Here is a 12,385-nt window from a genome sequence, read left to right on the forward strand (position 1 = left end):
TATTCGTGAATCTAGTGTCAGAGCTATATAGCGCTATCAAGTGGGATGGACGGTAGCGTCGTGCCATGGCTGAGGTGGTGACGAAGGGCGTCGGCAAGGTCGAGCGGACCGCCGACCGCGCCGAGGTGCACGCGAGCTTCGAGACGCTGGGTTCGACGCGCAACGAGGCGGTGGAGTTGCTGACCGCGCGGATCGCCGGTGTGGAGCCGGCGCTCGAACGGCCGGGCGTCGAGGTGCGGTCGCGGCAGCTCAACGTGCACGACAACTGGGACGGCAAGCGCCGTTCGGGCAGCCGTGCCGTGCAGAACTACGTGGTGCGGATCGACGACGTGGCCGGGCTCGACGGTCTGCTCGGCGCGCTGGTGACCGCTGAGCCGACCTGGCTGAACGGGCCGACGTGGCAGCTCAAGGACGACGTGGACGCCGTCCGCGAGGCGCAGCGCGAGGCCGTGCGGGACGCGCGCCGACGTGCCGAGGGCTATGCCGAGGCCCTCGGCGCGCGGCTGGGGCCGCTGCACCGGCTGACCGACGGCGACGCCGAGGCGTGGGCCGCCGAGTCGCACCTGATGAGGGGGGCCGGTTACGGCGGCGCGCCGGGCGTGGCACCGCAGATGGACCAGCTCAACCTGGAGGCGCAGCAGATCGTGGTCACGGTCCGCTGCACGGCCTCGTGGACGCTCCTCGACTGACACCCTGCGTGTTCCGAGCGTTGAACTCGGGGGTCCTGAACGTAGGACACGCGCGACCTGGACGTAGGACACGCGCGTTCTGGACGTAGGACTCCCGGGTCAGCTGCTCGATTTCGGTTGGGACAGTTCGACCACGACCGAGCGGTTGCGGGCGGCGGCGTCGGGGATCAGGTCGCCGGCGTTGTCGAGGTCCACGGCCAGCGGCGAGGTGAAGCCCAAGCCGAGCACCTCGGTGAACGCCGCCCGGCTCACGCCGAGCTCCACCAGCGCCGACACCACCCGCTGGCCACGCCGCCGGGTCAGGTCGTCCGCCGCCTCGGCCGACGCCGAGCTGGCCGTGCGGGCGATGACCCGCGCGGTGGTGCGGCCGTCGAACTTCTTCGCCACCTCGGCCAACGCCTCGCGCGCGCCCGGCGCGAGCTCGTCGCTCCCCGCCTTGAACAGCACCGAACTCGGCAGGTGCACCAACCCGTCCTGGTGCACGACCTCGCCGATGTCCACGACCGGCACCTCGGCCCGGCCGATCGAGGCGCCGCCGGGCACCGGCTCGGTGTCGTGCGTGCAGCTGTTCGCGCCGAACTTCGCGCAGACCCCGAGCCACAGCTGGACCAGCGACTCCCGCGCGGCCGGGGGCAGCTGCGGCTGGTCGCCGACCACCTGGCCGAGCCCGGAGAAGATCACGTCCTTGCCGGTCAGCCCGGGCAGGGCGTCGTCCGGAACCGACGCCACCACGGCCGCGACGTCGAAGTCCAGCCCGAGCCGCGTCAGGTCGAGCGGGCCGGTGGTCTGCAGCCCGCTGCTCTGCAGCACGAGCACCGCCGGTCCGTCCGCCGAGGCCATGTCCGCCAGCACGGACAGCGGGTCGAGGTCGGTGCTCGTGCCGCCGAGCCCGCTGAGCTGACCGGCCAACCGGCTCAGGTTCTGCTCGAAGCCGAGCCGGCGCCGCGCCGCGTCGCTCTCGATGTCGTTGCCGTCTCGGATGGTGAAGTCCTCGTCCGAGTGCGCGCTGCCCGAACGCTCGCCCTGCCGGTACACGACGACCCTGGTCGCGCCCTCGTCGACGGCCGCCGACAGCCGGTCGACGACCGTCCTGGTGAGCTGGACCCGGGGCTCGTTGGCCGACGCGGTCACCCCGATGCGCACGGTGGTGGCTTCGCGGGAAGCCTCCCCGCAGGCAGCGCAAGACGCCGCCACCAGCACGACTGCGGCGAAGAGCCGTGAGTGGTTCATGCATTGGAAACGGAATGAGAACGCGTTGTGTTACCAATAACACCCGTTCGGCCTAATTTCGGTGCTATCGCTCCACGATCGCCGTAACGCCCTGACCACCCGCCGCGCAGATCGAGATCAGCCCGCGACCCGAGCCGCGCTCCGCCAGGAGCTTCGCCAGCGTGGCCACGATCCGCGCGCCGGTGGCCGCGAACGGGTGCCCGGCGGCCAGCGACGAGCCGTTGACGTTCAACTTCGACCGGTCGATCGGGCCGAGCGGCGCGTCCAGCCCGAGCCTGCCCTTGGCGAAGTCCGCGTCCTCCCACGCCTTCAACGTCGCCAGCACCTGCGACGCGAACGCCTCGTGGATCTCGTAGAAGTCGAAGTCCTGCAACGCGAGCCCAGCCCGCGCGAGCATCCGCGGCACCGCGTACGCGGGCGCCATCAGCAGGCCCTCCCCGCCGTGCACGTAGTCGACCGCCGCCGTCTCGGTGAACGTCAGGTAGGCCAGCACCGGCAGGTTCCGCGCCGCCGCCCACTCCTCCGACGCCAGCAGCACGGCCGACGCGCCGTCGCTGAGCGGCGTCGAGTTGCCCGCCGTCATGGTCGCGCCCTCGCCGCGGCCGAACACCGGCTTCAGCTTCGCCAGCTTCTCCACCGACGAGTCCGGCCGCAGGTTCTGGTCCCTGGTCAGGCCGAGGTGCGGCGTGACGAGGTCGTCGAAGAACCCGCGGTCGTACGCGGCGGCGAGGTTGCGGTGGCTGGCGGCGGCCAGCTCGTCCTGCTCCTCGCGCGCGATGCCCCACTCGCGGGCGGTGATCGCCGCGTGCTCGCCCATGGACAGCCCGGTGCGCGGCTCGCCGTTGCGCGGCACGTCCGGCACGACGTGCTTGGGCCGCAGCTTCAGCGCCGCCTTGAGCTTCGCGCCCGCGCCCCGCGCCCGGTTGAACTCCAGCAGCACGCCGCGCAGGTCCTCGTTCACGCCGATCGGCGCGTCGCTGGTGGTGTCCACACCGCCGGCCACGCCGACCTCGATCTGCCCGAGCGCGATCTTGTTCGCCACCGCGATCACGGCCTGCAAACCGGTCCCGCACGCCTGCTGCACGTCGTAGGCGGGCGTCTCGGCGGACAGCCTGCTGCCCAGCACGGCCTCGCGGACCAGGTTGAAGTCGCGGCTGTGCTTGAGCACCGCGCCCGCGACCACCTCGCCGAGCCGTTCGCCCTGCAACCCGAACCTGCTGACCAGGCCGTCCAGCGTGGCGGTGAGCATGTCCTGGTTGGACGCCGTGGCGTAGGGGCCGTTCGACCGGGCGAACGGGATGCGGTTGCCGCCGAGGATGGCTACTCGGGCCATGTCGTCCTCCAGGGTGGTGGGCAGGTCGCCGGTGGGCAGGGACAGGACAATGTTACCTACTCATCAGTAGACTTACTAGCGAGTAGGGAGTGTGATGTCCCCATGGATCGTTACCAGTCGTTCGCCAGGTCCGGCCTCGGGCGGTTCGTCGTGGGCAAGCTCGGTCTACCCGATCCCCACCCGTTGCGCCGGCACTCGCCCGACGGGCCGCCGTTGGCCGGGCCCGTGCTGATCGGCGGTGGCGGTCGGCTGGCCGACGCCGTCCGCGCGGCGGTGAAGTCCGCGGGCCTCGACCTCGACGACACCGGGCATGGCGAGCGGTACGGCGCGCTGGTGTTCGACGCGTCCGGCATCGACTCGGTCGAGCGGCTGCGCGAGCTGCGCGAGTTCTTCCAGCCGGTGATCCGGTCCCTCGGCCCGTGCGGCCGGGTGGTCGTCTTCGGCACGCCGCCGGAGCTGGCCGAGTCGCAGATCGCGCAGCGCGCGCTTGAAGGCTTCACGCGCAGCGTCGGCAAGGAGCTCAAGCGCGGCGGCACGGCCCAGCTGGTGTACGTCGCGCCCGGCGGTGAGGGCGCGATCGAGTCGACCGCGCGGTTCCTGCTGTCGGGCCGGTCGGCGTACGTGTCCGGGCAGGTGGTGCGGATCGGGCCGGCCGACGTGGCCGCCCCCGCCGACTGGGACCGACCGTTGGCCGGGAAGGTCGCGCTGGTCACGGGTGCCGCGCGCGGCATCGGCGCGGCGATCACCGAGGTGCTGGGACGTGACGGCGCGACCGTGGTGTGCCTGGACGTGCCCGCGCAGGGCGACGAGCTCTCGGCGGTGGCCAACCGGGTCGGCGGCACCGCGCTCCAGCTCGACATCACCGCGCCGGACGCGCCCGCCCGGATCGTCGAGCACCTCGCGCAGCGGCACGGCGGCGCGGACGTCGTCGTGCACAACGCGGGCATCACGCGTGACCGCACGCTCGGGCGGATGGACGCCGACCGGTGGGACGCGGTGGTCGCGGTGAACCTGGCGTCGCAGGAACGGGTCAACGAGGCGCTGCTCGCCGCCGACGCACTGCGACCCGACGGGCGGATCGTCGGCGTGTCGTCCATCGCGGGCATCGCCGGCAACGTCGGCCAGACCAACTACGCCACCACCAAAGCGGGTGTGATCGGCATGGTCGACTCCCTGTCGCGGCGGCTCGCGGGCCGGGCCACCGTGAACGCCGTCGCGCCCGGCTTCATCGAGACCAGGATGACGGCCGCGGTGCCGTTGTTCATCCGGGAGGCCGGGCGGCGGATGAACAGCATGTCGCAGGGCGGCCTGCCGGTGGACGTCGCCGAGGCCATCGCCTGGTTCGCGCACCCGGCGTCGGCCGGGGTGAACGGCAACGTCGTGCGCGTGTGCGGGCAGAGCCTGCTGGGGGCGTGATGGCGAACCTGACCCTGCTCTACGCCAAGGCCGCGCTGACCGGGTTCACCCGGCGCGGCGACGTGCTGCCGCGGTCCTCCCTGGACGTCGAGGTGACCGTCGACCCCGGGCACCTGGCCCGGTACGCCAAGGTCTGCGGGTTCGGCGTGCGCGACGAGCTGCCGATCACGTACCCGCACGTGCTCGGGTTCGAGTCGCAGATCAGGCTGATGACCGGACCCGGCTTCCCGTTCCCGCTGCCCGGCCTGGTCCACGTGGCCAACCGGATCAGGCAGCACCGGCCGTTGCGGGTGTCCGAACCGCTGTCGCTGCACGTGGCGTTGGCGGATCTGCGGCCGCACGAGCGCGGGCGGCAGTTCGACGTGGTGACCACGGCGTCGGTGGACGGCGAGGAGGTGTGGGTCGACGTGTCGACCTACCTGCGGCGGGAGGGCGGCGCGCCGAAGGAGCAGGCGTCGCGGGCCGAACCGCCCGCGCCGACGGCCCGGTGGCGGCTGCCGGGCGACCTCGGCCGGCGGTACGCGGACGCGTCCGGCGACCGCAACCCGATCCACCTGCACCCGGTGACCGCCAAGGCGTTCGGCTTCCCCCGGGCCATCGCGCACGGGATGTGGTCGAAGGCGCGGTGCGTGGCCGCGTTCGAAGGACGGCTGCCCGACGCGTACGAGGTCGACGTGCGGTTCAAGGCGCCGATCCTGCTGCCGGGCGAGGTCGACTTCTCCTCCGCACCCACCGGTGACGGGTGGCGGTTCGCGCTGTGGTCGGGCCGGCCGCACCTCGAAGGTGTGATCAGCGGCTGACGTTGTCGGCCAACGTGCGCAGGAGGACGCGCAGCCGTGCGGTGTCGTCCTCGCCCAGGTCCATCGCCTCGCCCATTGCGGGCGGCACGTCCTTGGCGCGTTCACGCAGCTCGTCGCCCTGCTCGGTGAGCACGAGCCGGACCGAGCGCTCGTCGTCCGGGCGGCGTTCGCGGCGGATCAGGCCCGCCGCCTCCAGCCGCTTGAGCAGCGGGGAGAGCGTGCCGTAGTCGAGCTGGAGCGCGGCGGCGACGTCCTTGACCGGCACCGGGCCGCGTTCCCACAGCACCAGCAGCACCAGGTACTGCGGGTAGGTCAGGCCGAGGTCGTCCAGCAGCGGCCGGTACCGCGCGGTGACGGCCCGCGAAGCCGCGTAGAGCGCGAAGCAGAGCTGGTCGTCCAGCTCCAGGCTGAAGTCCCGCATGCGTCCTCCCTTGTGACTGAAGCCACGGTACACCTGTACCCATTTAGATTGTGCGCGATGTAATCGGGGGCTATGTTTTGTCGCGTCAGGTTCGACCGCACGACATCGAGGAGCCAGCGATGACCGTCCTGGAACCGGCCGCCGCCGAGTTCGCCGCCGCGACCGCCAACCCGCCGTACCTGTTCGACCTCGGCCCGGTGGAAGGCCGCCAAGCCGTGGACGGCGTGCAGGCCGGCGAGGTGTTCAAGCCCGAGGTGGACGAGGAGTGGGTGAACGTCGGCGAGGTGCCCGTCCGGATCGTCCGACCGGCCGGCGCGACCGGCGCGCTGCCCGTCGTCCTCTACATCCACGGCGCCGGCTGGGTGTTCGGCAACGCGAAGACGCACGACCGGCTGGTGCGCGAGCTGGCCGTCGGCGCGGGCGCGGCCGTGGTGTTCCCCGACTACAGCCTCTCGCCCGAGGCGCACTACCCCGTGGCGCTGGAGGAGAGCTACGCCGTCGCGCGGTGGATCGTCGCCGAGGGCGCCGCGCGCGGGCTCGACGCGTCGCGCCTGGCCGTGGCGGGCGACTCGGTCGGCGGGAACATGTCGGCGGCGCTGACGCTGCTGGCCAAGGAGCGCGGCGACGTGGTGTTCCGGCAGCAGGTGCTGTTCTACCCGGTGACGGACGCGTCGTTCGACACGCCGTCGTACCTCGAGTTCGCCGAGGGCTACTTCCTGCGGCGGGACGCGATGCAGTGGTTCTGGGACCAGTACACGACGTCCGAGGCGCAGCGCGCGGAGATCACCGCGTCACCGCTGCGGGCCACGGTCGAGCAGCTCACCGGCCTGCCGCCGGCGTTGGTGATCACCGCCGAGGCCGACGTGCTGCGCGACGAGGGCGAGGCGTACGCGAACAAGCTGCGTGAAGCGGGCGTGCCGGTGACCGCGGTGCGCTACCAGGGCGTGATCCACGACTTCGTGATGCTCAACGCGCTGCGCGAGACCCACGCCGCCGAAGCCGCGATCGGCCAGGCCGTGGCCGTGCTCAAGGGCGCGCTGGCCTAGGCGTCGCCTTCCGCGGCGGACCGCCGTGACGGCGGGTGCCACACGTCGCCCGCCACCAGGTCCCCGAAACCCATCCACACCAGGTTCATGAGCCGGGCGGCGACGACGCCGGCCGGCTCCTCGGGGTTGTCGAGCCACCAGTCGGCCAGCGACTCGCCCGCGCCGACCAGTGCCGCGGCCAGCGACTCGGCTTCCTTGTCGCCCGCCCGCGGCACGTTGGTGAAGTCCGACGAGTGCACCAGCAGCGCCGCCACCAGGCTGATCGCCCGGCCGCGCATGTCGGCCAGCTCCTCGGCGAACGGACCGCCCTGCGAGGACGCCTGCCGGTGCAGGACCTGCCAGCTCGCGCGGTTCTCGCCGACGAACCCGAAGAACGCCCGCAACCCGCTCCACAGCTGGACGTCCGGCGGCTCCTCGGCCTCGACGCCGTTCGCGATCGCCTCCATCATCCGGGTCGCCTCACGGCGGATGCAGGTGGCGAACAGCTCTTCCTTCGAGCCCAGGTAGGCGTACAGCATCGGTTTGGAGATGCCCGCGACCTCGGAGATCTCGTCCATGGACGCGGCGTGGAACCCCAAGCGCGAGAAGACGTCCACCGCGGCGTCCATGATCTGCCGCTCCCGCACCGCGCGTGGCAGTCTCTTGGCCCGGCCCGCGCGGACCGGTTGCTCTGCGTGCATCGCACCCCCTCCGATGGCTGGGACAAGATTACTCCGCGGCCCTTGCCGCCTTACCTACTCGCCAGTAGGCTTACCTGCGAGTAGGTAGCGGAGGTGCCACATGACCATCGACCTCACCACCGAGGCGATCGCGAAGCTCAGCCCGCAGGAGCTGATCTCAACGCTCAAGCAGGTCGATCCGGGCGACCCGGCGCTCAAGGACGTCGACATCGACGTCATCGCGCGCGGCGTCGACCCGAAGAAGCTCGGTCGCGACGAGTTCGCCGACCTGCTCGACGCGCTGGGCGCGCTGGCCGACGGCGGGGCCGACCTCGACCTGGCCAAGATGGACCCGCAGAACTTCGCGCGGATCATCTCGCGCGCGTCCAAGGACCAGATCGAGGCCGTGACGTCGCGGTCCGGCCTGCGCGAACGCGTGCTGGACGAGGTGTTCCGCCGCATGGAGGCGCACTTCCGCAGCGAACGCGCGGGCGCCACGCGCGCCGTCGTGCACTTCCGGCTGACCGGCGGGTTCGACGGCGACGACGTTTACGAGGCGATCATCGAGAACGCCGGGTGCACGATCAACAAGGAGGAGACCCGTGACCCCAGGGCCACGGTGACGTTGGGACCAGTGGAGTTCTTGAAGCTCGCGACCGGCAACGCGTCGGCCCCGGTGCTCTTCATGACCGGCAAGCTGAAGGTCAAGGGCGACCTGGGCTTCGCGGCCGGGTTCATGAGCTTGTTCAACATTCCGAAGGCGTGAGGGGACCATGGGCGGTTTTTCGCTGGAGCTCAACGAGGACCAGGTTGACCTGCGCGACTGGGTGCACGGCTTCGCGAAGGACGTGATCCGGCCGGCGGCGTCGGAGTGGGACGAGCGCGAGGAGACGCCGTGGCCGGTGATCCAGGAGGCGGCGAAGATCGGCCTGTACGGGTTCGAGTCGCTGGCCACCTGGTTCGCCGACCCCATCGGCCTGTCGCTGCCGATCGCGACCGAGGAGCTGTTCTGGGGTGACGCCGGCATCGCGCTGGCGTTGATGGGCACCGGGTTGGCGGCGGCGGGGATCTTCGCGTCCGGCTCGCCCGAGCAGTTGGCCGAGTGGGTGCCGGAGTGCTTCGGCACCGAGGACGACCCGAAGCTGGCGGCGTTCTGCGCGTCCGAGCCGCAGGCCGGGTCGGACGTGGCCGGGTACCGGACGCGGGCCGTGTACGACGAGGCCACCGACGAGTGGGTGCTCAACGGGCAGAAGGCGTGGGCGACCAACGGCGGCATCGCCAACGTCCACGTCGTGACCGCGGTCGTCGACCCGGCTCTCGGTGCGCGAGGCCAGGCCGGTTTCGTCGTGCCGCCGGGGACGCCCGGGCTGTCGTCGCCGGGGAAGATCCGCAAGCATGGGATGCGGGCGTCGCACACGGCGGACGTGTTCCTGGACGACGTGCGCGTGCCCGGACGGTGTTTGTTGGGCGGCAAGGAGAAGCTGGACGCCAGGCTGGCCCGTGCGCGTGAGGGGCAGAAGGCCGGCGGGCAGGCGGCGATGGCGACGTTCGAGACGACCCGCCCGACCGTGGGCGCGATGGCGGTGGGCGTCGCGCGTGCGGCGTACGAGTACTCGCTGGAGTACGCGAAGGACCGGACGGCGTTCGGTCGGAAGATCATCGAGAACCAGTCCATCGCGTTCGACCTGGCGAACATGAAGATGGAGATCGACGCCGCGCGGCTGCTGGTGTGGCGGGCGGCGTGGATGGGTCGCAACAACGTCCCGTTCACGGCGGGCGAGGGGTCGATGTCGAAGCTCAAGGCCGGTGAGGTCTCGGTGTGGGCGACGGAACGTGCGATCCACATCCTGGGCGGGGCCGGTTACACGCGTGAGCACCCGGTGGAGCGGATGCACCGCGACGCGAAGATCTTCACCATCTTCGAGGGGACGTCCGAGATCCAGCGGTTGGTGGTGGCCAGGGCCATTTCCGGGATGCACATCAAGTAGGTGACGTCCCGGGTTCGCCCGGGTCGGGGCGGGGTCTTCAGGACGCGGGAGACCCCGTCCGCTGGTTTAGGGTCGGGTCATGGTCGGGGTGTTGCAGTGCGTCGTGCTCGATTGTCCCGAACCCAGGGTGTTGGCCGGGTTCTACCAGGGGATTCTCGGTGGTGAGGTGGATCGGCCCGACCGGCGGTGGAAGTTGGACGATGACTGGTCGACGTTGCACACCGCGTCGATCGTGTTGGGGTTCCAGCGGGCCGCCGAGTACGTGGCGCCGGAGTGGCCCGATCCGCGCAAGCCGCAGCAGTTCCACCTGGACGTTGGAGTGGAGGACCTCGGCGTGGCCAAGGCCGAGGTCCTCCGGTTGGGGGCCACGTTGTTGGACGACTCCAACGACGTGTGGTGGGTGTTCGCCGACCCGGCCGGCCACCCGTTCTGCCTCGTGTGGGAATGAGCGTCAGCGGCCGGCTTCGGCCAGCCACTCCCGTTCGGCGGTGGTGTCGGGGATCTGCGTCTCCCAGCCGTTGACCGTGGCGATCAGCTGCCAGTAGCGCTCGGCCCTCGGGTCGCCGAACTCCTCCAACCGACGGGACAGCTCCGGGCCGACCGGGAGGTCGAGCGCGGACGCCCACTTCTCGTTGATCCCGGCGACGATCGCCGCCGCCTCCGGCGAACGCGGGTCGATGCCCGCGTCCACCGCCTGGCGCGCCTGCGCGAACGCGTGCTGGAACGCCTCCATCTGGCCCTGCGAGTACGGCGCCATGTCCGCGCCTTCCGCCCGCATCTCCTGGTGCCGCTGCGACATCCGCCGGATCGACGCCCGGAAGTCCGGGTCCCGCACCAGGTTCACCAGCTCGATCCACGCCTCCAGCTGCTCCGGCGACGGGTCGTCCGGCAGGTCGACCCGGACCGACCTCATGCGCTCCAGGAACGCCTGGTCCATGTCGAACCCGCCGAACACCTCGTCGAAGAAGTCGTCCAGGATCGCCTGCCGCTCCTCCGCCGACAGCCGCGCGAACTCGTGCACCATCTCCACCTCCCCGTTCCGAGCCACGACCCGCAGCACGGCCCGGCGCAACCGGAGCGTGCGCATCTGCGCGTCGATGGCTTCCGCGTGCGTCCGGGCCACCTCGGCCACGGACACCTCCCGCGCCAGGACCCGTTGCGCGGTGGGCAGGTCGACGCCCAGTTCGCGCAGGGTCCGCACGAGCTTCAGCCGCGCCAACCCGTCGACGTCGTAGGTGCGGAACCCGCCCGCCGTGCGCCCCGCGACGGGGATCACGCCGGAGTCGGAGTAGAACCGGATCGTCCGCGTGGACAGGCCGGTCAACCGCGCCAGTTCGCCGATCGAGTAGTGCGTCACGGGGATCACCTTGATCTCTCCAGTCACTGGAACTTCAACCCGATTAACGCACGATCCGGCACGATGGAACGTCGTGCGGGAACAGATGGGGTGGTTGGCGGCGTTCGCGGACGAGCATTGGCCCACGGCGGTCGGTGTCGTCGTGGTCGTTGCCCTGTGGCGGATGATCATGGCCGGCCTGCGGGTGCTCGATCCCGAGCAGGCCGAGCGGAAGCCACCCGCAGACGACGAGCCGCAGGTGCCCGTGGGGACCGCCGGGTCGATGGCCAGGGCGGTCGCCAAGTGGCTCGTGCTGGCCGTCGTGCTCGCCGCCCTGACCGGATACGGCCTGTACCGCCTGTTGGGCAGGCCGACACTGCCCTCCGCGACCAGCTTCACCACCACGGAATTACTCGACCTGCTCAAGATCGGCCTCGCGGTGGTCGGCGGGTTGGGCGCCGTGGTGGCGCTCGCCGTCGCGTACCGCAAGCAACAGGTGTCCGAGGCCGCCCACCACATCGCCGCGTGGCAGGAGCAACGCGAGCGGACCAAGTTCCTCAACGAGCGGTACGGGAAGGCCGCAGAGCAGCTCGGGCACGACAAGTCCGCCGTGCGGCTGGCCGGGGTCTACGCGATCGTCGGGCTCGCGGATGACTGGCCGGCCCAACGCCAGACCTGCGTCGACGTGCTGTGCGGCTACCTCCGCATGCCCTACCCCGAGGACTCCTCGGAACGCCAGGTACGGCAGGCGATCATCACCACCCTGCTGGATCACTCGTGGGACAACGCCTGGGACACGAAGGCGGTGGTCATCGACTTCCGCAACGTCGAGTTCGAGAACCTCGACCTGTCACGGCGCACGTTCGCGGGCAACTTCAACTTCGACCACGCCGTCTTCCACGGTGATCTCACCGACTTCGGCAGCACGACGTTCACCGGTGTCGTGACCTTTCGCGGCGCGCGGTTCAAATCGAAGAGCACGCTGTTCTCCGAGATCACGGGCCGCGACGCGGTCATCGACTTCAGCGAGGCCACCTTCAGCGGTGACTTGGTCGAGTTCTCAGAGTCGCGCCTGACCAACACCACCGTGGACTTCAACGGGGCCACCGTCGAGGACGCGCAGGTGAACTTCGAGTGGGGCGTCTCGGAGAACAGCGCCATCCGGTGGGACCGGGCGGAACTGCGCAACGCCACCATCGACCTGTCGAGCACGGTCTTCCTGCCGGGTCGGGTCACGGCGGACACCCCGACGGCGCTCAGCTTCCGGTACGCGCAAGCCGACGGCAGCTCGATCAAGCTGGTCGGCAGCCGCTTCGTCAACACGACCCTGAACTTCGAGGGCGGCAGGTTCACCGATTGCGCCGTGGAAGCGCACGACCTCGAACTCAACGACGTGGACATCCGAACCGACCTCACCGCACCACCCGAGTTCGCCGCGGCGGTGCGTCGGTTGGCGGGGGGGGGGGG

13 protein-coding genes are annotated in these 12,385 nt (G+C 70.9%); 8 read left to right on the plus strand and 5 right to left on the minus strand.

Annotated features, from left to right (window positions below):
• The first annotated feature begins 65 nt into the window (after positions 1–65).
• On the plus strand, positions 66–689 hold the full coding sequence (locus LNK82_RS33135) for an SIMPL domain-containing protein (RefSeq protein ID WP_230570840.1): 624 nt from the start codon (positions 66–68) through the stop codon (positions 687–689).
• 99 nt (positions 690–788) lie between these two features.
• Here LNK82_RS33135 and LNK82_RS33140 read toward each other — a convergent pair whose 3' ends face one another.
• The gene (locus tag LNK82_RS33140; RefSeq protein ID WP_230570841.1) at positions 789–1,919 is read right to left on the minus strand and encodes an OmpA family protein; all 1,131 of its coding nucleotides are present in this window, start codon (positions 1,917–1,919) and stop codon (positions 789–791) included.
• 64 nt (positions 1,920–1,983) lie between these two features.
• On the minus strand, positions 1,984–3,252 hold the full coding sequence (locus tag LNK82_RS33145; protein WP_230570842.1) for an acetyl-CoA C-acetyltransferase: 1,269 nt from the start codon (positions 3,250–3,252) through the stop codon (positions 1,984–1,986).
• A gap of 102 nt (positions 3,253–3,354) precedes the next feature.
• On the opposite strand from LNK82_RS33145, the gene LNK82_RS33150 reads away from it, so the two are divergent.
• Both LNK82_RS33150 and LNK82_RS33155 read left to right on the plus strand, forming a co-directional pair.
• On the plus strand, positions 3,355–4,668 hold the full coding sequence (locus LNK82_RS33150; RefSeq protein ID WP_230570843.1) for a 3-oxoacyl-ACP reductase: 1,314 nt from the start codon (positions 3,355–3,357) through the stop codon (positions 4,666–4,668).
• Positions 4,668–5,468: a MaoC/PaaZ C-terminal domain-containing protein gene (locus tag LNK82_RS33155; protein ID WP_230570844.1), complete on the plus strand. Its 801-nt coding sequence runs from the start codon at positions 4,668–4,670 to the stop codon at positions 5,466–5,468. Before LNK82_RS33150 ends, LNK82_RS33155 begins: the two co-directional genes overlap by 1 nt.
• Here LNK82_RS33155 and LNK82_RS33160 read toward each other — a convergent pair.
• The gene (locus LNK82_RS33160) at positions 5,458–5,889 is read right to left on the minus strand and encodes a MarR family winged helix-turn-helix transcriptional regulator (protein ID WP_230570845.1); all 432 of its coding nucleotides are present in this window, start codon (positions 5,887–5,889) and stop codon (positions 5,458–5,460) included. The two genes, LNK82_RS33155 and LNK82_RS33160, sit on opposite strands and share 11 nt — an antisense overlap.
• A gap of 119 nt (positions 5,890–6,008) precedes the next feature.
• Between LNK82_RS33160 and LNK82_RS33165 the strand changes: the two genes are divergently transcribed.
• Positions 6,009–6,935, plus strand: a complete 927-nt coding sequence (locus LNK82_RS33165; RefSeq protein ID WP_230570846.1) for an alpha/beta hydrolase — start codon at positions 6,009–6,011, stop codon at positions 6,933–6,935.
• Here the strand turns inward: LNK82_RS33165 and LNK82_RS33170 are convergent.
• A complete protein-coding gene (locus LNK82_RS33170; protein WP_230570847.1) occupies positions 6,932–7,615 on the minus strand; it encodes a TetR/AcrR family transcriptional regulator in 684 nt (227 codons plus the stop codon). The genes LNK82_RS33165 and LNK82_RS33170 overlap by 4 nt on opposite strands.
• A gap of 100 nt (positions 7,616–7,715) precedes the next feature.
• On the opposite strand from LNK82_RS33170, the gene LNK82_RS33175 reads away from it, so the two are divergent.
• From LNK82_RS33175 to LNK82_RS33185, 3 genes are all read left to right on the plus strand, one after another.
• Positions 7,716–8,360, plus strand: a complete 645-nt coding sequence (locus LNK82_RS33175; RefSeq protein WP_230570848.1) for an SCP2 sterol-binding domain-containing protein — start codon at positions 7,716–7,718, stop codon at positions 8,358–8,360.
• Between the two features lie 7 nt (positions 8,361–8,367).
• On the plus strand, positions 8,368–9,582 hold the full coding sequence (locus tag LNK82_RS33180) for an acyl-CoA dehydrogenase family protein (RefSeq protein WP_230570849.1): 1,215 nt from the start codon (positions 8,368–8,370) through the stop codon (positions 9,580–9,582).
• A gap of 79 nt (positions 9,583–9,661) precedes the next feature.
• A complete protein-coding gene (locus LNK82_RS33185) occupies positions 9,662–10,030 on the plus strand; it encodes a VOC family protein (RefSeq protein WP_230570850.1) in 369 nt (122 codons plus the stop codon).
• Between the two features lie 3 nt (positions 10,031–10,033).
• On the opposite strand, the gene LNK82_RS47135 is transcribed toward LNK82_RS33185, so the two are convergent.
• Positions 10,034–10,939, minus strand: a complete 906-nt coding sequence (locus LNK82_RS47135) for a helix-turn-helix domain-containing protein (protein ID WP_308257369.1) — start codon at positions 10,937–10,939, stop codon at positions 10,034–10,036.
• 73 nt (positions 10,940–11,012) lie between these two features.
• Between LNK82_RS47135 and LNK82_RS33200 the strand changes: the two genes are divergently transcribed.
• Positions 11,013–12,385: pentapeptide repeat-containing protein (locus LNK82_RS33200; protein WP_230570864.1), on the plus strand; the 1,373-nt coding region annotated here is incomplete at its 3' end.

This window comes from Saccharothrix luteola (assembly GCF_020859565.1).
Classification (GTDB): domain Bacteria; phylum Actinomycetota; class Actinomycetes; order Mycobacteriales; family Pseudonocardiaceae; genus Actinosynnema; species Actinosynnema luteola.

Coding starts and splice junctions, on each gene's coding strand:
- LNK82_RS33145 (WP_230570842.1), bottom strand. CDS start 3,252: ATGGCCCGAGTAGCCATCCTCGGCGGCAACCGCATCCCGTTCGCCCGG.
- LNK82_RS33160 (WP_230570845.1), bottom strand. CDS start 5,889: ATGCGGGACTTCAGCCTGGAGCTGGACGACCAGCTCTGCTTCGCGCTC.
- LNK82_RS33185 (WP_230570850.1), top strand. CDS start 9,662: ATGGTCGGGGTGTTGCAGTGCGTCGTGCTCGATTGTCCCGAACCCAGG.
- LNK82_RS33155 (WP_230570844.1), top strand. CDS start 4,668: ATGGCGAACCTGACCCTGCTCTACGCCAAGGCCGCGCTGACCGGGTTC.
- LNK82_RS33150 (WP_230570843.1), top strand. CDS start 3,355: ATGGATCGTTACCAGTCGTTCGCCAGGTCCGGCCTCGGGCGGTTCGTC.
- LNK82_RS33180 (WP_230570849.1), top strand. CDS start 8,368: ATGGGCGGTTTTTCGCTGGAGCTCAACGAGGACCAGGTTGACCTGCGC.
- LNK82_RS33135 (WP_230570840.1), top strand. CDS start 66: ATGGCTGAGGTGGTGACGAAGGGCGTCGGCAAGGTCGAGCGGACCGCC.
- LNK82_RS33170 (WP_230570847.1), bottom strand. CDS start 7,615: ATGCACGCAGAGCAACCGGTCCGCGCGGGCCGGGCCAAGAGACTGCCA.
- LNK82_RS33175 (WP_230570848.1), top strand. CDS start 7,716: ATGACCATCGACCTCACCACCGAGGCGATCGCGAAGCTCAGCCCGCAG.
- LNK82_RS33165 (WP_230570846.1), top strand. CDS start 6,009: ATGACCGTCCTGGAACCGGCCGCCGCCGAGTTCGCCGCCGCGACCGCC.
- LNK82_RS33140 (WP_230570841.1), bottom strand. CDS start 1,919: ATGAACCACTCACGGCTCTTCGCCGCAGTCGTGCTGGTGGCGGCGTCT.